The organism is Methylobacterium sp. Ger2507, from assembly GCF_055231875.1.
Map to the genome: position 1 here is coordinate 46,642 of NZ_JBUYVC010000001.1, position 18,707 is coordinate 65,348.

Below are 18,707 nucleotides of genomic sequence, written 5' to 3' on the forward strand. Positions count from 1 at the left end.
AAAGCTGCCGTTCAATCGGCTGCGATTAGGCCGAGCTCGCGAAGAAGAAGGCCAGGCCGAACAGGACGTAGACCCCGAGGAGCAGGAGTCCCTCGAACCACGTCGTCTCGCCGTCCCGGGCAATGGCGTTGACGATGAAGGCGGTGCTCGCGATGCCGAAGAGGTGCAGCGGGTTTGAGAACACCAGCGTCATCGGATGGCCGAGCGCCCACGAGATGATGACCAGCAGCGGCGCCAGCACCAGCGCCACCTGGATGGCCGAGCCGATGCAGATGTTCAGCACCAGCCCCATGCGGTCCTCGTGGGCGAACCACGCCGCCGCGAACAAGTCGCCGGCCGTGCCGACCAGGGCCAGCACGATCACGCCGAGGAACATCGGGGAGAGATGCAGGCTCCCCGCGGCCTGGGTGATCGTCCCCGACAGCATCTCGGACTCGAACGCGATGGCGACCGTCGCGGCGACGAGGACCCCGATGGCGAACGTCAGGCTCCAGTCGGCTTCGCCGCTGCCCTTGTCGTTCGAGAACACGTCTCGATGGGTGACGAGGGTGAAGGCGAGGTTGGCAAGGTAGAGCAGAAGCAGCACGATAGAGACGCCGAGGCTGACCTCCTCGTCGGTGATCCCGAGCGACGCGGCCTGTCCCGACATTCGCCCGCTCAGGTCGAACACCGCCGGCAGCAGCAGGGCGATGACCACGAGGATCAGCAGGGTCGACAGCAATCCGGCCCGCTCGGCGCTGAACTTCTGCCGCTCCCGCGTCGCGCCGCCGACGATGATGGCGAGCCCGAGCCCGAACAGGCTCGTCCCCATAATCGAGCCGGCGATCTGGGCCTGCACGACGGCGGCCTCCCCGCGCATCAGCACGAACAGGGCCAAGACGAGTTCGGCGATGCTGCCGAAGCTCACGGTGAGCAGGCCGCCGATGGCAGGCCCGACGCGGTCCGCGAGTTGGTCGGTGGCGCGCCGGACCCACTCGGCCAGCACGGCGATGGCGAGCGCGCTGGAGATGAACACCAGGAGCGGAGAGGCGCCGACGAGATACTTCAACGCCGCCGAGATCGGGATGAGGATGAGGAGGACGGTGAAGACCATGACGGGGATACGGGGTCCTATGGCGGGCGTCGCATGATGGGTACGCCCAGCCCCGAACAGGGCGAACAGCGACCGTTGTCGGGAGCCGTCAGACGTCGCGCAGCGTGCGTCGCGCCACCAGCCCCAGGGTCGAGCCCTGGACGATGATGGTGAACAGCACCACCGCATAGGTCGCTGCCAGGATCGCGGGCTTGGCGTCGCTTTCGGGGATGGACAGAGCCAGCGCCACCGAGATGCCGCCGCGCACCCCTGCCCAGGTCAGGAATGGCAAGTTGCGGGGCGATAGGTGTCCGCCCCAGCGGAAGGCAAGGAGCGGCGTAGAGACGGCCACCAGGCGGGCGACGAGTACGATGGGGACAGCGCAAACCGCAAGGAGCAGACCGTTCGCCTCGAAGCGCAGCACCAGCACCTCCAGGCCGATGAGCAGGAACAGCACCGAGTTCAGCACCTCGTCGATCAGCGTCCACAGCGCCGAAACGTAGCGTTGCGACTCCTCGCTCATCGCATCGCGCGGAGCCCGGTCGCCGACGAGGAGCCCGGCCGCGACCACCGCGAGAGGGCCGCTGAAGTGGAGCTTCTGGGCGAGGGCATAGGTACCCGCGACCAGCGCCAGGGTGATCAGTACCTCGACGGGAAAGTCGTCGATGGCCCGCATGGCCCGGTAGGCGACGTAGCCGGTGACCACCCCGAGGACGATGCCCCCACCAGCCTCCTGCACAAGCAGCTTGACGACGCCACCCGCGCTGGTGGCCTCGCCCCCGATCCCGGCTGCGAAGGCCACCAGCACCGTGAACAGCACGATGCCGATGCCGTCGTTGAACAGCGCCTCGCCCTGCATCTCGACCTCAAGCGTTTCCGGCACCTTGACGTTCTTCAGGGTGGCCAGCACGGCGACCGGGTCGGTCGGGCTAATGAGCGCGCCGAAGACGAAGGCCCAGGCAAGCGGGATCGGTCGTCCGATGGCGTCGGCCGCCAGCCAGAAGGCGCCGCCGACGATGGCCGTGGAGATCAACGTACCGACGAGCGCCAGCGTCGCGACGGCCCAGGCCCGGTCGCGAAGCATCCGCAGGTCGAGGCTCATGGCGCCGGCAAAAAGCAGGAAGGCCAGCATGCCGTTCATCACCACGTCGGTGAAGTCGACCTGGCCTAGGACCTTGGTGAGATCCGCGTAGAGGTGCTGGCTCGGGAAGGCCAGGTCGAGGCCGACTAGGGAGAGCGAGGCGGCCAGCCCCATCACCAGCAGGCCGATGGTATGCGGCATCCGCAGGAAGCGACGATTCAGCCAGCCGAACAGGGCCGAGAGGGTCAGCAACAGGGCGGCGAGGTCGAAGATCGAGATGATGGAGAGCCTCCGAATGTAGCGAGGCTCGACGGGGAGGTCTCGCGCGCCGAACCTAGCCTTGGTCTCCGACCGCCACGCCTTCGTCGTTCCGGCCGGAGGCGACCGTTCCCGTGCCCGTATCGGACAGAACACCCGTTGGCTCCATTCCGTCGGTACCGAGGACCGTGGCTGCGGTCAGCCCTGGCGATTGCGTGTCGTGGCGCGGGGCGTCGATCCAGAAGGATGCGCTGACCAACAGTGCAATGCAGACGGCCGTCGCCGCCAGGAACGTCGTCAGGAACCTCATGGCCATCCAATGAATGGCCAAGCTCAAATGTTCCCGGAAGGGGATAGGCGGAAAAACTCGGCCCGCTTGCCGGCACATGGCAGGCGGGCCGTCCATGGCTATGGGTTACTTCGGCATCAGGACGCTGTCGATGACGTGTACGACGCCGTTCGACTGGAACACGTCGGCCTGCTCGACGAAGGCGCCGCCACCCTTCTGGTCGATCAGCGCGAGCCGGTTGCCGTCCATCTTCACGGTCAGCACCTGGCCCTCGACCGTCTTCAGGTTGGCGGCCTCGCCGCCCATCTTCGCCTTGGCCATCAGCTCCTTGGCGTCGAGCTTGCCGGGCACGACGTGGTAGGTGAGCACGCCCGTCAGCGTCTTCTTCATGTCGGGCTTCAGCAGCGTGTCGACCGTGCCGGCCGGGAGTTTCGCGAAGGCGGCGTTCGTCGGGGCGAACACCGTGAACGGACCCCTGCCGCTGAGCGTGTCGGCGAGGCCGGCGGCCTTCACCGCGGCGACCAGGGTCGTGAGGTTGCTGGCCTTGGACGCGTTCTCGACGATGGTCTTGTCGGCCATCATCGGCGCGCCACCGACCATCGGGGAGGTCTCGGCGAAGGCCGGGGCGGCGACGGCGATGCCGGCGACGAGGAAGGCGGCGGTCAGGGTCATACGCATCATTGAAGGTCCTGTTGACGTCATCAAGGCTCGATCATCGAGGCTCGTGATAGCGTTACGGGTCCTTGTCATTCGTAGTTTCAGCGCAACGATCACAAGAAAGTCATCTATTCGGCAGTCGCGGACTGGGATTAAATATCGTTCATGTTATACATCGTGTCATTGTACTACGGATCAGAGGGTATGACCGACCTCGCCAAGCCCGTTTATGATCCGTTTCTGGTCAGCAACTTACCAAACGTTCATGTGGTGGCCGGCGATTTTTCTGAACGTTTCCTGAACGAGGACGTTGTCGCTTCGAACCGTGCAGCCTGGAAGGGCATATCACTGGCCCCCTGGTCGGGCAGCCCGACTTGCACCTTCGAAGTCCCCACCCGCAGAATATCTTGTCCTACCGCACGATCACCGCTGCCCTCGCGCTCGCCTGTCTTTCGGTCCCGGCGCTCGCCCAGACGACGCCCGCGTCTTCGACCACGGGCATGAGCTCGTCCTCCGACATGGGGATGAAGATGGCCGACACCGCGACAGTGAAGCTCAAGTACGTGACCGTGAAGCCGGCCGACGTGATGTCGTCCAAGCTCGTCGGTACGACCGTCTACAACAACAAAAAAGAGACGGTCGGCGAGGTCGAGGATCTCGTGATCGAGAACGGCAAGACCGTGACCGGCGTCGTGGTCAGCGTCGGCGGCTTCCTCGGCATGGGCGAGAGCTACGTCGTGCTCGACCCGTCGACCCTCGCCATCCACGACAAGGACGGCAAGTGGGCGGTCTACGCCGATACTGACAAGGACACGCTGAAGAACGCGCCGAAGTTCACCTACTCGAAGATGAAGAAGTGATCGGCCAGAGGAAGGAGATACGACCATGAAGTACACCATTCTCGCCTCGGCGCTCCTGGCTGGCCTCGGCCTCGGGGCATCGACCCTTCCTTCGGCGGCCCTGCCGATGAACGCCTCTGGCGTGACGGCCTCGGACAGCAGCGACCTGGTTCAGGTTCGCATGACGCGGAGGGAGATGCGCCGTCATCGCATGATGCACCGCAAACACCGGATGCGACAGGGCTCCGCCAGCCGCGGCAATGCCAGCATGCCCTCGCGCAGCGGGTTCGGCGGGCAGCAGTACGGCGGTACAACCGGCGGCCCGCGCCGCTGATTGGTACGGAACCGAACCGCGAGGGCCTGCCGCCCTCGCGGATTGTCGATGAAGCGCCGCCGGTTGGCACATCCGCCACCGGCGGCTTTTCCATGAGTCAAGACACCGCATGATTTTCTCGGAAGCGCTCGGGCGTCTGGAGGTCTTGGGCCGTTCGGCCGCGGCACTCGTGCCGGGGCTCGTCATCGCCCTCGTCCTTTTCGGTGTCGGATTGCTCGTCGTCCGCGGCGTCCGCGCCGCCGTGCGCCGGGCCGCGGAACTGCGGCAGGCATCGCCCGGCTCGGCCGCGGTGCTCGGCCGGATCGCGGGCGGCATGATCATCCTGGTGTCGTTCCTGGTGGCGGCCTCGGCGGCCTTCCCCTCCGTCTCGGCCGCGGACCTGTTCAACCTGCTCGGCATCGGCGGCGTCGCCATCGGTTTCGCGTTCCGGGACGTGCTCCAGAACCTGCTCGCGGGCATCCTCATCCTGCTGACCCGCCCCTTCGTCATCGGTGGACCAGATCCGGGCGGGCTCCCACGAAGGCACGGTCGAGGACGTTTGGGTGCGAGCGACCGTTCTGCGGACCTACGACAATCAGCGCATCCTGATCCCGAACGCGACGCTGTTCGTCGACAAGATCACGATCATCACGGCGCACGACAAGCGCCGGCTCGCCTTCCCGCTCACCATCGGGAACGGCGACGACATGAAGGACGCCCGCCGCGTCATCGTCGACGCCCTGCGCGGCAACGAGGGCGTCCTCGCCGACCCGCCACCGGAAGCGCTCGTGACAGGGCTCGGGGCGGCCGGCGTCGATATGACGGCGCGGTTCTGGATCGACCCGCCCCGGCGGCGCGATGCGGTGGACGCGCTCGACCACGCCATCTCGAACGTCAAGGACGCGCTCACCACAGCCGGCATCGACCTGCCGTACCCGACGAGCCAGGTGCTGCTGCACGATCAGACCGAAGCCTCTGACGGCGACCGTACCCGCCAGCGCGAGGGCTGGCCCGCCGGCAAAAGCCCGCCGCGTGCGCACTGGCAGGTGCTCCGCGAGGATTATGACGAGACCGCCCTCCGCGAGGAGGAACGGGCATGAGGGCGCGCCTCCAAGCTTGGATCGAGTGGTTGGGCGATCTGTTCTGGCTCAGGCCCGCCCTGATCGTTCTGGGCTGCCTCGGGCTGGCCCAGCTCGGCGTCTGGCTGGAGACAGCGCACGTGGCCGGCTACGACGCCTCCTCGCCGAACCAGAACTGGGGTTACTCGGGCGGGGCGGAGGGTGCCCGGGCGCTCCTCAGCGCGGTGGCGTCCTCGACCATCGGTGTCGCCGGCACGACCTTCTCCATCACCATCGCGGCGCTGACGCTAGCCTCCGGGCAGATGGGGCCGAGATTGCTGCGCAACTTCACGCGCGATGCCCGCAACCAGGTCGTTCTGGGCATCTTCCTCGGCACCTTCGCCTACGCGCTGATGGTCCTGCGCACGGTCCGTACCGTGCAGGAGAGCCCGTTCGTCCCGCACCTCGCGATCACCGGGGCCATCGCCCTGGCGCTGCTGTCGCTGGCCACCCTGGTCTGGTTCGTCCACCACATCGCCGTCAGCATCAATGTCGAGACCGTGGTCGACGCCGTCCATGGCGACCTCTGCGCCGCCGTCGAGGCGCGCACCCACGACAGCGCGGGCATGACGCCTCCCACCAGTTTGCCGAAGGCGGGAGGGGTGACCGTGACCGGCAGCGGCTACCTTCAGGCGCTCGACGAGGACGGGCTGGCGGATTGGGCACACGAGCACGGCGTCGTCGTCGCGCTGCGAATACGACCCGGCGACTACGTGCCGAGCGGGTTCCCGGTCGCGTTCCTCTCCACCGCCGTCGAGGGCGCCGATGATGCCATTCGCGGCGCATTGACCTTCGGTCGTCGCCCTGCCGCCCTCCAGGACCTAGAATATTCGATCCGGCAGCTGGTCGAGATGGCGGTCCGGGCGCTCTCGCCCGGCATCAACGACCCGTTCACGGCCGGCAGCGTCGTCGACCACCTCGGCGATGCCCTGTGCCGCGTGGCGTCGCGTCACTTGCCGACCGGGGCGGTCGTGCGCGACGGCGAGGTTGTGCTCGTCGTGCCGGTGACCGACTACGACGGCCTATGCGATGCCCTGTTCCACATGATCCGCCAGAACGCGGCCGGCTCGGTGCACGTCCTGGCCCGGATGCTCGACATGCTCACCCGCGTCGCCGAGGTCGAGCGGCTGACCGACCGGGCCGACGAGCTCGCCCGCCATGCCGACCTCGTCATCGCAGCGGCCAAGCGCGATGTGGCCGATCCGCATGACCTCGCCGACCTGGAGGAACGCCACCGTCGATTCGGCTCCGTCATCGCCCTGGAATGGGTCACCGGCCCTTCCACGACGTCGTAGGGCCGGGTCCGGAAGCTGCGCTGCCTCTCAGAGGGCCAGGCCTGCATGCGCCCAGAACAGGTAATAGGCTCCTACCATCAGGGCCGCATAGGCAGGCACCAAGAAAGCACCCAGCTTGAGCAGGTCGGTCGAGGTCCAGGCCTGACGCTCGCCGCCCTGAAAGACCAGCAGGGCCTTGGAAGAGACCGGCAGCGTCAGGCAGTAATCCATCCCGACATTCGCCAGGAACGCGACCGCGACCGGGTTGAGGTGGAACGCCTGCGCCAGGAGGAGAAGGGGCGGCAGCAGCGCCGCCACCCGCGCGGTGTGAGAGACCATGTAGAGGTGCGCCGACAGCCCGAGCGCCGTCAGGCCGAGCAGGATCGCGAGGGTCGGGCTGCTGCCGGTGATCCCGCTCGCCGCCAGGGTCGATCCGATGAGCCACTTGGCGGCGCCGGTCGAGATCAGGGCGCGGCCGAGCACCAGGGAGGCGGCGATGAACAGAATTAGTGACCAGTTCACGGATTCGACGCCCTCGTCCCAATCGAGCACGCCGACCACCGGCATCGTGAGCAGCACCGCCCCACCGACCGCCACCGTCGCGATGCCGAACGGGTGAAGACCCTCGGTCAACCAGAGGCCGAGCATCGCCGCCACGACCGCGCCCGTCCGCCATTCAGCGCCCGTGAGGGGGCCGGCCGGAGCGTCGACCTCCCCGATGCGGCGGGAGCGCGTCTCGCGGTCGAGGAAGAGGCGACCGATGAGGTAGGTGGTCATCAGGCTGGCGGCGACGCCGAACGGCAGGCCCCAGAGCATCCACTGGCCGAAACCGATGGTTCGGTCGGACAACCGCTCCAGCAGGTCGACGGCGACCAAGTGCGAACCGGCGCCGGTCAGGCTGCAGATCGTCGAGGTGAGGATCACGGCGGGGATCAATAGTCCGACGGCGCGTGCGACCCGCTCGTCGTCGTCGGCCTCGATCAGGCTGCGATAGAGCGGGAGGAGCACGGTGGCCCGTCCGGAGGTCGACGGGATCAGGAAGGCGAGCGGGATGGTGCCGAGCGTCATGCGCCACATCAAGGCGCCTACCGTCGTTCCGCGTCCGACGATCAACGCGGTGAGCCGGCCCGCGAGGCCGCTCTTTTCGACGGCCGCGCCGAGGACGAAGGTACCGATGACGAGCCACACCACCTTCGAGCCCAGCCCGTCGATCAGGGCCTGTTGCTCGACCGCCCGCGAAGCGACGAGGGCCATGGCGGCGGCGACCGCGACGTAGGACCCGCTCAGTCCGGTCATGATCCAGAGGATGGCCGCGCCGCCGAAGGCCAGTAGCGCGGCCCGGGCCGGCCAATCGAGCCCCTCCGGCAGGGAGACGGCCACATACAGGGACGCGAGGGCGCCCACGACCGACAACGTCCGTATCCGCATCGCCTCAGTCCCGACCGGCGCCGACGGACGCCCGTCCCTGCGCCGCGCCCACCAGGAATGTCCGCATCATCTGCTCGGCGCAGCGCGCAAGCTGTTCCTCGACGTCGCGCATGGCTTCCTCCAGGGACTGGGGCCGGCCGATCACCGAGAAGTATGCGCAGACGCCCTCGTCCATTACGTCGTCCGAGCGCTCACCCAGTTTGCCCGCCAGCACGATCACCGGCTTGCCCGCGGCCTTGCCCCGCCTGCCGATCTCCGCCGGGATCTTGCCGCGGGCGCTCTTGTAGTCGAGGCCGCCCTCCGCCGTGACGATCATGTCCGCCCAGGTCACCGCCTCGTCGATGTCGAAGTGCGGGAACAGCACGTCGAAGCGCGATCCGAGCCGGGCGCCGAGCAGGGCATGGAGCCCTGCTCCGGCACCCCCGGACGCACCGCCCCCCGGCATCAGGCGGACGTCGATGCCGCAATCGCGCTCGACGACCTCGGCGAAACGGTCGAGCGCCGCGCTCATGGCGAGGACATCCTCCTCGCTCGCGCCCTTCTGCGGGCCGTAGACCCGGGCGACGCCCTGCGGGCCGGTGAGGACGTTCTCGATATTGCAGGCAACCTCGACCGGCACGTGGTCAAGCCTCAGATCCCGCCCTGCGAGATCGATGCGTTCGAGTTCGGCCAGCCCGAGCCCGCCCTCAGGAATATCCCGGCCCGCGCCGTCGAGCAGACGGACACCAAGCGCCCGCGCCAGTCCGGCGCCTCCGTCGTTGACGCCCGAATCCCCACACCCGACGATGATCCGTACAGCCCCGGCGTCGAGCGCGGCCAGGATGAGTTCGCCGACGCCGCGCGTCGTCGTCCGCATCGGGTCGCGCCGGTCGCTCGGAACGCGGCTCAATCCGGCGGCAGCAGCGAGCTCGACGACCGCGGTCCCCCGTAGGGACCCGCCGAGGATGGCGAAGGACGCCTCCAACGGCTCGCCGAGCGGCCCCGTCACGTTCGTCGAAACGAGACTGCCGTCCGACATACGTGCAAGCGTCGCGGCCGTGCCTTCGCCGCCGTCGGCGAGGGCCATCTCCCGTACCTCGACGGTGTCGGACGCGCGTCGAAGACCGGCGGCTATCGCGCTTGCGACACGCTCGGCATCAAGGCATCCCTTGAAGCCCGAGGGAGCCACGAGGACACGGATGCTCATGGCTGTGTGGCTCCCTGCGCGACGTCGCTCGCCGCGCGACCGGCGACATGCTTATGAGGAGGATCCGCCGTGACGACGCCCGGCGGATCCTCGGGCTGTGGCGACCGTATCGCTCGAAAGGTTCGGACGCAGGGCTGCCATACGGCCTCCGCCAGCGTCATCGATGGCTCAAGGGCAGGCGTGCCGGGCGCCGTCGTTGCCGAGGTAGGTGCCGCTCGATGCGTCGTAGGACCGGAAGCGACGTGCGCATCCGGCCACGGCCTCGGAACCCGCCGCCCCCTGTGCCTGGGAGTTGGCGATGGCTCCGCCGATGATGGCCCCGGCGGCGAGACCGGCCACGCCCGCGCCGACGGCCGCACCGATGCCCGGCCCGCGACGATAGCCATATCCCCGGCCATAGCCACGACGGTAGCCGTAACCCCGCCGGAAGCCGCGGTGCCGGTGTCCGAAGCGCCGGAACTGCACGTAGGTGGTCGGCAAGGTTCCGACCGACAGCGCCTCGATGGGGGCGGTTGCGGGCCCGGCGACCGCCGGCTGTCCGAGCAGGGACGCCGCGACCGCGGCGGCGAGAGTAAACGAGAGCTTCATCGAGACCAGATTCCTGAATGGGCGCCGCATGCGATCCGGCACCGGTGCGGCCGGGGATGCGAGTGATCGAACCGGCGGAAAAAGGATGTCTGTCCGCAGCGGTCCGAAGTTCACAAACACCTGCCCGTCCCGGACGTTCCGGGCAGCCTGTCCCGCGGTCGCTGCGCAGGTCCTCAATGATATCCTGCCGTGCTCTCTTCTGCTCCTTGACCTTCCAACGGTTGGAAGCCCCATCTTGGGTACTTGGCGCTCCGTGCGACGCACGCTGGGAAGCCGACCTCTATCATCGCGTCATCGGGGGTCAGACAACCTGTCCCCTGGCGCTTGCCGAAAGGATTCCCCGATGCTCGACACCACCCGCAGGGCCACCGTCCATCGCATGGTGATGGAGAAGCACGTCTGTCCCTACGGCCTGAAGACCAAGGACCTGCTCGAACGCGAGGGCTTTCGGGTCGACGACTACTGGCTCACGACGCGCGAGGAGACCGACCGCTTCAAGGCCGAGCACGGCGTCAAGACCACGCCGCAGACCTTCATCGCGGGCGAGCGCATCGGCGGCTACGACGACCTGCGCCGCCACCTCGGCAAGCCGGTCGCCGATCCGAAGGCGACATCGTACACGCCCGTTGTGACGGTGTTCGCGGTGACTGCACTGATGGCCATGGCAGCGAGCTACGCTGCCGTCGGCACGCCGCTGACCGTGCGGGCCGGCGAATGGTTCGTCGCCTTCAGCATGTGCGTGCTCGCGATCCTGAAGCTGCAGGACGTCGAGAGTTTCTCGTCGATGTTCCTGGGCTACGACCTGCTGGCCCGGCGCTGGGTGCGCTACGCCTACGCCTACCCGTTCTGCGAGGCGCTGGCCGGCATCCTGATGGTTGCGGGGGCACTGAAGTGGTTGTCGATCCCGGTAGCCCTGTTCATCGGCACAATCGGCGCGGTCTCGGTGTTCAAGGCGGTCTACGTCGAGAAGCGTGAGATCAAGTGTGCGTGCGTCGGCGGCTCCGGCAACGTTCCGCTTGGCTTCGTCTCGCTGACTGAGAACCTGATGATGGTCGCCATGGCCGTCTGGATGCTGGCGATGGATCATTGAGGCGTCCGGCTCGATGATGATCCGCGAGGCGATCTCCCAGCCGGGGCAAGCATCATCACCACCGCGTCCGTGGTGGCCTACACCCCCCCCCTGATCCTGCTGGAATACGCGACCACCAAGGCCGGCATCGTCGCCTTTACGAAGGCACTGGCCAAGCAGGCGTTCGCGAAGTGCATCCGCGTGAACTCGGTGGCGCCGGGTCCGTTCTGAACGGCGCTGCAGCCATTCGGGGGCCAACCGCAGGAGGCGCCCGAGAAGTTCGGGTCCAAGGTTCCGTTAGGTCGCCCGGGCTAGCCGGTCGAGCTCGCGCCGATCTACGTCTTCCTGGCGCTCCATGAGGCGAGCCTCGTCAACGGCGAGGTCTACGGCGCCACCGGAGGCAATGGGACGGCGTAGGCCGAGCTCGCGAGGACAGGATCAGGCTTGACCTGATCCCGTAGTGGGACCGTCGGGCGACCATCCCCGTCCTTTGCCAGGCTCATGTGGCGGCCATCGGCGAGTTGACGTGCTTGGCGGGTGCCGCGGTCGGCAGCGCGAACCGGAACGTGGTCCCAGTACCGATGACGCTCGTGACGGTGAGGGTGCCACCCTGTCGCTCGACGAGGTCCCTACACAACAGGAGCCCGAGGCCGCTTCCGCGCTCGCCCGCCGTGCCGTTGGTGGTCGTCCGCCGGTCGAGCCGGAACAGGTCCTCGACCTTGCCCGCCGGCATTCCGACGCCGCTGTCGACGACCCTGATCTCGACGCCGCCATCGAGCCGTTCTGCCGTCACCCTGATCGTGCCGCCGGGCAGGGTGAACTTGACCGCGTTGCTCACGAGATTGCGCAGGACCGTGGCCAGCATATCGCGCTGGGCGCAGGCCCGCAGCCCGGCGCAGTCCATCGAGAGCGTGATACCTTTGTCGGACGCCGCCTCGGCGCTCCCCCGAACCACCTCGCGCGCGACCGCATCGAGGTCGACGTCGGTCAACGTCACCGCTATCGTGTCCATCTGCAGGCTCGCCCAGGAGAACAAGCTCTCCAGCAGGGCGTAGGCCTGGCTCGCCGCATCGTTGATGCCCTTGGCGCGGCGTTCGATCGAGGCGTAATCCTTGGAGGCGACCGCCATACTCAGGACCTGGGACAGACCGAGCAGTGCCTGGAACGGGTTGCGAAGGTCGTGGGCGATGATCGAGAACAGCAGCGTTTTCTGGCGGTTGAGGGTGTCGAGTTCGAGCGACTTGGCCTCGGCCTCGCGCCGCGCCTCGTCGAGTTCGGACTGGAACCCACGCCGGGCATCGGCGTAACGAATCGCCCGGGCGAGGCTCGATGGCGTCGCTTCCGCCTTTGCGAGGTAATCCAAGGCGCCCGCGCGCATCAGTCGGAACGCCAGATCCTCGTCGGCCTCGCCGGTGAGCATCAGCACCGCGTGACCTTCGCCCGGCAGGGCGAGGAGGGAGCCGAGGAGGTCGAAGGTATCGACGTCCGGCAGGCGGTAGTCGAGGAGAACGCAGTCGAATGCGCCCTCCCTCGCCAGGCGCAGGCCGGTCGTGCCGTCCGGCGCCTCGGTCAGGTCGTGCTTGAGCCCCGATTTCTTGAGGGCGCGGCGCACGGATGTCCTATCGACGGCGTCGTCGTCGATCAGGAGGATGCGGGTCCGGGACGCCACGACGGTGTCGCGACCTATTGCGGGAACTCGACCACCTTCCAGAAGTGCTCCAGCATGGAGACGGCCTCCAGGAAGGTGTTGGCCGGATCGCGCTTGACGATGTAGCCGGCCACGTTGTGCCCGTAGGCCCTCATCCGGTCCTCGTCTGCCTTCGACGTGGTGATCATGAAGACCACGGCCGTGCGGAGGTTCTCGTCCCCACGGATCTCCTCAAGGAACTCGATGCCGTTCATCCGCGGCATGTTGAGGTCGAGGAGGATGAGGTGGGGCTTGGGCAGCTTCGTGTACCCGTTCTGGCCCCGGAGGATCTCCAGCGCTTCGATGCCGTCGCGGGCGACCGTGATCGGGTTGCCGATCTTGCTCTTCTTGAAGGCGCGCTTGAGGCCCTGGACGTCGACCTCGTCGTCGTCGACCAGCAGCAGGTTAACCGTCGAACCCATCCGAACTCCCCTTCGCACCGTCCTTCGGCCACGTGAAATGGACCGAGAGGCCTCGTCCCTCGCGACCCTCGGTCAGCCAGACCTTGCCGCCCTGTCGCTCGACGAGTTTCCGGACGATGGCCAGGCCCATGCCGCTGCCCTCGACCTCGTCGCGGGGCCGCAGGGTCTGGAACATACCGAACACGCGCTCGCGGAACTGCTCCGGGATGCCGGCACCATCGTCCGTGATCACGAACTCTACCATATCCGCCGCGGAGTGCGCATCGACCCAGACGTGGCCGTCCCCCGGATGGTCATGGTGCTTGATCGCGTTTCCGATGAGGTTCTGGATCGCCTGGGTCAGGGGGGCCTTCGCCGCATTCAGCGTCGGAAGGTCGTCCGCGGCGATGACCGCAAAGCCGTCGGGAGGGCTCACCAAAAGCGCTAGGTCCCCGACAAGCGCTTTCGTGTCGACTTCCGTGAAGGCAACGTCGACGCGACCGGCCCTCGAATAGGCAAGCAGGTCATCGAGGAGGCTCTCAAGGCGTCGGACCCGGCTTTTCAGGAGCTCCATGTTGGTTTGGACGTCGCCGGTCAGCGCACCTTCGAGGTCTTCCTCGATCCAGCCGACGAGGTTCTCAATGCCGCGGAGCGGCGCCTTGAGGTCGTGCGAGGCGACGTAGGCGAACTGCTCAAGCTCCTCGTTCGTGCGCTTGAGGTCGCGGGCTTTCAAGGCGAGCCGCGCCTCCATGCGCTTGCGCTCGGTGATGTCGGTATTTGTCCCGTACCAGCGAACGACGCGCCCCTCCTCGTCGAGGAAAGGGTTGGCGCGAGACAGAAACCAGCGGTATTCGCCCTCCGCACTCCGCAATGGAAAGGTATCATTCCACGGTTTGCCGGCCACGAATGCATCCGAGATGCGTGCGACGACCCGGTCGATATGATCAGGATGGTGGACGGCCTTCCAGCCCCACCCCTGCATCGTATCGATGGTCGTGCCGGTGAACTCGTACCAACGTTGGTTGTACCAGAAGACGTTGCCTTCCGCGTCCGCGATCCAGGCGAGTTGAGGAAGCGTATCCGCGAGATTGCGAAAGTCCGCCTCCGAAGGTTCGTGGATGTCTGGGAGCGGCGCGCTGGGACGGTCGGCGTCGAGGGACGGCGTATCAGTCGCGTCGTCGACGGCAGCATTCGGGCGCCCGCGGAGTATGTCCGGCCTATGACCGTTCGCCCGCGAGACCCGACGTCCTTCGAACTGCGCCATGACCTGCCCGGCGAGCGCGCGAAGGCATTCTGCTTGTTCGCTCGTCAGCCCGTCCGGGCGGGCGACCGTATCGATGACGCATAGCGATCCGAGCGAGTGGCCCTCGGGTGTGACGAGGGGTGCGCCGGCATAGAAGCGGATTTGCGGTCCTCCCGTAACGAGGGAATTTCCCCGTGTCCGCTCGTCGCGGGTCAGGTCCGGGATGACCAGGAGACCCTTCCGACCAAGCGTATGCGCGCAGATGGAGGTATCGAGGCCCGTTTGCTCAAACGGAAACCCGGAGCGTGCCTTGAACCATTGACGGTCCGCGGTGACGAGGCTGATTAGGGCCACCGGAGCGGCGCAGACTGTGCGGGCCAAGAGCACGATGTCATCGAAGCCCGGCTCCGACGGCGTGTCGAGGATCTCGTAGCTGTCTAGGGCGGCGAGGCGTTCGGTCGACCAAGGTCCATCCGTCGGGTCAGGGCTGTGCGTCAAGGGTTCGTCCATGTGTTTCCGGCTCCGGACGGCATGCGGCGGCGATGACACGGCGGAGCAATCGACCGATCTGGTCGGCCGAGTAAGGCTTGTGAAGCAGATTGAAACCGTGGTCGTCCTCACGGGCGAGAACGTGGCTGTAACCGGATGCAAGAACCACCGGCAGGCGCGGCCATCTAACCCTGATCGCCTTGGCGAGTTCGAGACCGCCCATGCCCGGCATCACGACATCGGAGAACACCGCGTCGAAACCCACCCCATCGGTCGTGAGATGATCGAGGGCCTCCTCGGCGTTCGTGGCCCAATGCGTATCGTAGCCGAGGTCCTGTAGGATTTGTGTCGCGAACCGGCCGACTTCGACGTTGTCCTCGACCACGAGGATGCGTTGGCCATCCACGGCCACCAGGGCCTCGGCCTCGTTCTCGCTACGCATGTTTTCGGTTGGGGCGACCGTGACCTGCGGCAGGTACAGCGTGAACCTCGTCCCCTCGCCTAGTTGGCTTTCCACCTCTACGTCACCACCCGACTGCTTCGCGAACCCGAAGACCTGGCTGAGCCCGAGGCCGGTACCCCGACCAACTTCCTTCGTGGTGTAGAAAGGCTCGAAGATCCGCGGCATCACATCCTGCGGGATGCCCCCCCCGGTATCGATGACCGAAACGGCGACGAATGGACCAACCGCCGCCGCGTGGCCTCGGATCGATGGAATCGGCATCCCGCAAGAAACCCGCATTGTCAGGGTGCCAACACCATCCATGGCGTCACGTGCGTTCACCGCCATGTTCACCACCGCCGTCTCGAACTGGTTCAGGTCGGCACGGATGAAACAGGGTTCGTCCGGGACCTCGATGCAGAGGTTCAGACGGGTTCCCCCCAGGGTATCGAGCATGTCGCCCACGCTGGACAGGCGTTGGCCCGTGTCGAACACCTCCGGCGTAAGCGCCTGACGCCGGGCGAACGCGAGGAGTTGCCCGGTTAGCTTTGCAGCCCGGTCGACCGCCTCGGAGACCGCGTCCATGTACCGGCGACGACGGTCCTCGGCCAAGTCCGGGCGTCGCAGGAAGTCGACCGAGGAGCGGATGATGGTGAGAAGGTTGTTGAAGTCGTGCGCAACGCCGCCGGTGAGTTGGCCGACCGCCTCCAGCTTCTGGGACTGACGCAGGTCCTGCTCGATTCGCTCGCGCTCGACTGCCTCGGCCTGAAGCCGGAGGTTGGCGTCGGCCAACTCGGCCGTGCGGGTGGCGACTTGGGTCTCCAAGGTGGTACTCGCCTCGCGCAGAAGCGCCGCCTGTGCCTCCAGCTCGGCGTAGAGCGCGACCACGCCCCTATTTGTCTCGGCGAGTTCGCGGTTAAGGCGCTGCGCCTCTTCCTCGCGTTCGGCGATTTCGGCCAGACTTCTCAGGAGGTCGCGGTTCTGCTCACGGAGTGCCAGGATCGGCTCATCCGTGCGGGAACGTCCGACCTCTTCCGCAAGGGCCGCCAACGTTTTGCCGCCGAACGTTCCGGTACCTGAAGGAATACGCTTGCCGAAGGTGACGACGGTACCCTGTCCGATCACGGAGTGGATCTCGAAAAGGTCCATCAACCGGCGAGATCCGGTGATGCCGATGCCGAGGCCCGTTATCGAACGGTAGCGGCCGTCTAGGATCGCGTCGAGATCGGCTATGCCGGGGCCGCGGTCCTCGATCCGAACGGCAAGGGATTGCGCATCCGCTTCCTCGTCCACACCGTACACCACACGGCCACCATGTGCGTAGCTATAGGCATTGCGAGCGATCTCGGAGACCGCTGTGGCGATGCGGGTCTGATCCTGCACGCTGAAGCCCAGATGCGCGCCGAGGGCGCGCACGCGTTGGCGTACCGTGATGATATCCTCTTCCCGCTCGATCAGCGTCGTGAGTAGGGGCCATCTCATGGGGCCTCGCCCCTCACGACGAGCACGGTGGCATCGTCGCGCATCCGGGCGAAGTCGCGGTAGATCACGCCGGCCACGAGGCTGGGATGGGCGGCGGAGAGCCCAGGATACGCTTCGAGAGACCAGTTGGTGACGATGCCGTCGGAAGACAGGACGAAAAGACCGGCGGCATCCAGAGGATAGTCAAATTCCTGGATGCGACGCGCCACGTGTCCCGCCGTGCCGGCCAGCGATACCGTTCGCTTGGTCTCGCCGCGGGAGACGACGGCCCCCGCCACGTTACCGATCCCGGCGAACGTTAGCTGGTCCCTATGCCGGTCGTAACGGGCAACGGAAACCGCCCCTCCGCGGGTATGTCGCATTCCACCATGGACCGCGGCGAGGATCTCGCCGGGACGTTCATCCTGGTGCTTGCGGAACAATCTGACCGCCTCCTGCGAGGCTTGCGCCGCGATAGGGCCGTGCCCCAGTCCGTCCGCCACGATGACGGTCCAACCATCGGGGCGTTCGTGGACCGCATAGGCATCGCCGTTTGCGATCTCGCCGCGGAGTGGAACCGCCACCGCACCGAAACCCGGCAGGGTCGACGGCTGCGGACACGCGCGGTCCGCCGAGAGTCGTGCGGTCACCGCCGTACCCTTCCCGGGCCAGGAAACCATGTCGAATGCGTCGGACAGGCGCTTGACGGCACCAAGACCTGTGCCTCCGCTCCCGCCGGTGGAATGCCCGTCTCGAAGGGCGTGGACGGGATCGCCGAGACCAGGCCCTTTATCGAGGGCGAGCACCTCGATGCCGGTCCCAGTCGAATCCTCGTAGGTGCCGACGAGGATCTCCCCGGGCACGCCGTACTTGACGATGTTGGTGGCCAACTCGGTCGTCACGATGGCGACGCGCCCGGCGGCGGTTTCGCCGAAGCCGTGACTTTCGGCCATGGCCACGGCACGACGACGCGCCTCCGCCACTTGGCTCGCTTCCGTCACGGTGACCGGGATCATGTTCATTTCCAGCGCGCGATCATGACGCGCGTGCCGACACCAGGCGTCGACTCGATATCGAACTCGTTCGAGAGACGTTTCGCTCCTCCCAGGCCGAGCCCGAGACCACCGCCGGTGGTGAAATGGTCCGTCAGCGCCTTCTCGATGTCCGGTATGCCCGGCCCCTTGTCCTCGAAGGTCAGGCGAAGGCCTTTCCTAGTGCCGACCTTAAGGATTTCGGTCGTGACCTCGCCGCCACCTCCGTAGTCGAGCGCGTTGCGTGCAAGTTCGCTCGCCGCAGTGATGATCTTGGTCTGGTCGACGATGCCAAGGCCTATTTCGACGGCCAGGGTCCGTACCCGCTGCCGGACGCGTACGACGTCATCACCGCTGCGGATGGGCAGGACCTCAGTCTTCGTGGCGGTCACGGTCGCTCCCGTGACCGAGGGCCCCATCCTCCGACAGCCGAGCCTGGATGATTGCCATGCCCCGTTCGACGTTCAAAGCGGTCCTGATACCCGTTAGCTCAAGGCCGAGTTCGACCAGCGTGATCGCAACCGCGGGCCGCATACCGACGATCACGGTCTCGGCATCAAGGACGCGTGCGATGGCGGCGATGTTGTCGAGCATACGACCGATGAAGGAATCTACGATTTCGAGAGCGGAGATCTCGATCAGGACACCCCGCGCGCCGGTGCTCACGATCCTGGTGGTGAGATCCTCCTCCAAGGCGAGGGCCAGGCGGTCGTGCATGTCGACCTGGATTGTGACGATGAGCGCGCCACCGAACTTGAGGATCGGGATACGGTCCATCGGA

20 protein-coding genes and 1 pseudogene are annotated in these 18,707 nt (G+C 66.7%); 6 read left to right on the forward strand and 15 right to left on the reverse strand.

The annotated features are described in order from the left end of the window. Positions 1–25: 25 nt before the first annotated feature. The 4 genes from cax to ACV7NL_RS00270 form a co-directional block, all read right to left on the reverse strand. A complete protein-coding gene (cax, locus tag ACV7NL_RS00255; protein WP_463354564.1) occupies positions 26–1,093 on the reverse strand; it encodes a calcium/proton exchanger in 1,068 nt (355 codons plus the stop codon). Between the two features lie 88 nt (positions 1,094–1,181). Then, positions 1,182–2,435 carry a cation:proton antiporter gene (locus tag ACV7NL_RS00260; protein WP_463357031.1) on the reverse strand — a complete coding sequence of 418 codons (1,254 nt, stop codon included), beginning with the start codon at positions 2,433–2,435 and terminating at the stop codon, positions 1,182–1,184. Between the two features lie 52 nt (positions 2,436–2,487). Further along, on the reverse strand, positions 2,488–2,721 hold the full coding sequence (locus tag ACV7NL_RS00265) for a hypothetical protein (protein WP_463357204.1): 234 nt from the start codon (positions 2,719–2,721) through the stop codon (positions 2,488–2,490). 105 nt (positions 2,722–2,826) lie between these two features. Continuing rightward, on the reverse strand, positions 2,827–3,378 hold the full coding sequence (locus ACV7NL_RS00270; RefSeq protein ID WP_463357032.1) for a fasciclin domain-containing protein: 552 nt from the start codon (positions 3,376–3,378) through the stop codon (positions 2,827–2,829). Between the two features lie 386 nt (positions 3,379–3,764). On the opposite strand from ACV7NL_RS00270, the gene ACV7NL_RS00275 reads away from it, so the two are divergent. Both ACV7NL_RS00275 and ACV7NL_RS00280 read left to right on the forward strand, forming a co-directional pair. Then, the gene (locus tag ACV7NL_RS00275) at positions 3,765–4,217 is read left to right on the forward strand and encodes a PRC-barrel domain-containing protein (protein ID WP_463354565.1); all 453 of its coding nucleotides are present in this window, start codon (positions 3,765–3,767) and stop codon (positions 4,215–4,217) included. 25 nt (positions 4,218–4,242) lie between these two features. Further along, positions 4,243–4,530, forward strand: a complete 288-nt coding sequence (locus ACV7NL_RS00280) for a hypothetical protein (RefSeq protein WP_463354566.1) — start codon at positions 4,243–4,245, stop codon at positions 4,528–4,530. A gap of 97 nt (positions 4,531–4,627) precedes the next feature. On the opposite strand, the gene ACV7NL_RS00285 is transcribed toward ACV7NL_RS00280, so the two are convergent. Beyond that, on the reverse strand, positions 4,628–5,056 hold the full coding sequence (locus tag ACV7NL_RS00285; RefSeq protein WP_463354567.1) for a hypothetical protein: 429 nt from the start codon (positions 5,054–5,056) through the stop codon (positions 4,628–4,630). A 16-nt stretch (positions 5,057–5,072) separates the two neighbouring features. Here ACV7NL_RS00285 and ACV7NL_RS00290 point away from each other — a divergent pair, with 16 nt between their 5' ends. Together ACV7NL_RS00290 and ACV7NL_RS00295 are read left to right on the forward strand one after the other, a co-directional pair. After that, the gene (locus ACV7NL_RS00290) at positions 5,073–5,609 is read left to right on the forward strand and encodes a mechanosensitive ion channel family protein (RefSeq protein WP_463354568.1); all 537 of its coding nucleotides are present in this window, start codon (positions 5,073–5,075) and stop codon (positions 5,607–5,609) included. Then, positions 5,606–6,922, forward strand: coding sequence for a DUF2254 domain-containing protein (locus ACV7NL_RS00295; RefSeq protein WP_463354569.1), 1,317 nt, complete (start codon positions 5,606–5,608; stop codon positions 6,920–6,922). The genes ACV7NL_RS00290 and ACV7NL_RS00295 overlap by 4 nt, the downstream gene beginning before the upstream one ends. A gap of 27 nt (positions 6,923–6,949) precedes the next feature. Here the strand turns inward: ACV7NL_RS00295 and ACV7NL_RS00300 are convergent, their stop codons facing one another. From ACV7NL_RS00300 to ACV7NL_RS00310, 3 genes are all read right to left on the reverse strand, one after another. Beyond that, the gene (locus tag ACV7NL_RS00300; protein ID WP_463354570.1) at positions 6,950–8,329 is read right to left on the reverse strand and encodes an SLC13 family permease; all 1,380 of its coding nucleotides are present in this window, start codon (positions 8,327–8,329) and stop codon (positions 6,950–6,952) included. A gap of 4 nt (positions 8,330–8,333) precedes the next feature. Beyond that, a complete protein-coding gene (locus ACV7NL_RS00305; protein WP_463354571.1) occupies positions 8,334–9,515 on the reverse strand; it encodes a glycerate kinase family protein in 1,182 nt (393 codons plus the stop codon). A gap of 168 nt (positions 9,516–9,683) precedes the next feature. Next, positions 9,684–10,103 (reverse strand): BA14K family protein, encoded by a 420-nt coding sequence (locus ACV7NL_RS00310; RefSeq protein ID WP_463354572.1) that lies wholly within the window; start codon positions 10,101–10,103, stop codon positions 9,684–9,686. A gap of 343 nt (positions 10,104–10,446) precedes the next feature. Between ACV7NL_RS00310 and ACV7NL_RS00315 the strand changes: the two genes are divergently transcribed. Next, entirely contained in the window at positions 10,447–11,193 is a 747-nt protein-coding gene (locus ACV7NL_RS00315; protein ID WP_463354573.1) for a glutaredoxin family protein, read from the forward strand. 33 nt (positions 11,194–11,226) lie between these two features. After that, a pseudogene (locus ACV7NL_RS00320) lies at positions 11,227–11,589 on the forward strand (SDR family oxidoreductase); the annotation flags it as partial. Between the two features lie 82 nt (positions 11,590–11,671). Here ACV7NL_RS00320 and ACV7NL_RS00325 read toward each other — a convergent pair. The 7 genes from ACV7NL_RS00325 to ACV7NL_RS00355 are packed head-to-tail and all read right to left on the reverse strand — an operon-like array spanning position 11,672 to position 18,703. Further along, on the reverse strand, positions 11,672–12,841 hold the full coding sequence (locus tag ACV7NL_RS00325) for a sensor histidine kinase (RefSeq protein ID WP_463354574.1): 1,170 nt from the start codon (positions 12,839–12,841) through the stop codon (positions 11,672–11,674). A 14-nt stretch (positions 12,842–12,855) separates the two neighbouring features. Continuing rightward, complete coding sequence (locus tag ACV7NL_RS00330) at positions 12,856–13,281, reverse strand: response regulator (RefSeq protein WP_463354575.1); 426 nt, start codon at positions 13,279–13,281, stop codon at positions 12,856–12,858. After that, positions 13,265–15,013, reverse strand: a complete 1,749-nt coding sequence (locus ACV7NL_RS00335) for a GAF domain-containing sensor histidine kinase (RefSeq protein WP_463354576.1) — start codon at positions 15,011–15,013, stop codon at positions 13,265–13,267. Before ACV7NL_RS00335 ends, ACV7NL_RS00330 begins: the two co-directional genes overlap by 17 nt. Continuing rightward, the gene (locus tag ACV7NL_RS00340) at positions 14,985–16,916 is read right to left on the reverse strand and encodes an ATP-binding protein (RefSeq protein WP_463354577.1); all 1,932 of its coding nucleotides are present in this window, start codon (positions 16,914–16,916) and stop codon (positions 14,985–14,987) included. Before ACV7NL_RS00340 ends, ACV7NL_RS00335 begins: the two co-directional genes overlap by 29 nt. After that, positions 16,913–17,911, reverse strand: coding sequence for an ATP-binding protein (locus tag ACV7NL_RS00345; protein WP_463354578.1), 999 nt, complete (start codon positions 17,909–17,911; stop codon positions 16,913–16,915). Before ACV7NL_RS00345 ends, ACV7NL_RS00340 begins: the two co-directional genes overlap by 4 nt. A gap of 2 nt (positions 17,912–17,913) precedes the next feature. Then, entirely contained in the window at positions 17,914–18,318 is a 405-nt protein-coding gene (locus ACV7NL_RS00350; protein ID WP_463354579.1) for an anti-sigma regulatory factor, read from the reverse strand. Further along, positions 18,299–18,703, reverse strand: a complete 405-nt coding sequence (locus ACV7NL_RS00355; protein ID WP_463354580.1) for an STAS domain-containing protein — start codon at positions 18,701–18,703, stop codon at positions 18,299–18,301. The genes ACV7NL_RS00350 and ACV7NL_RS00355 overlap by 20 nt, the downstream gene beginning before the upstream one ends. Positions 18,704–18,707: the final 4 nt, after the last annotated feature.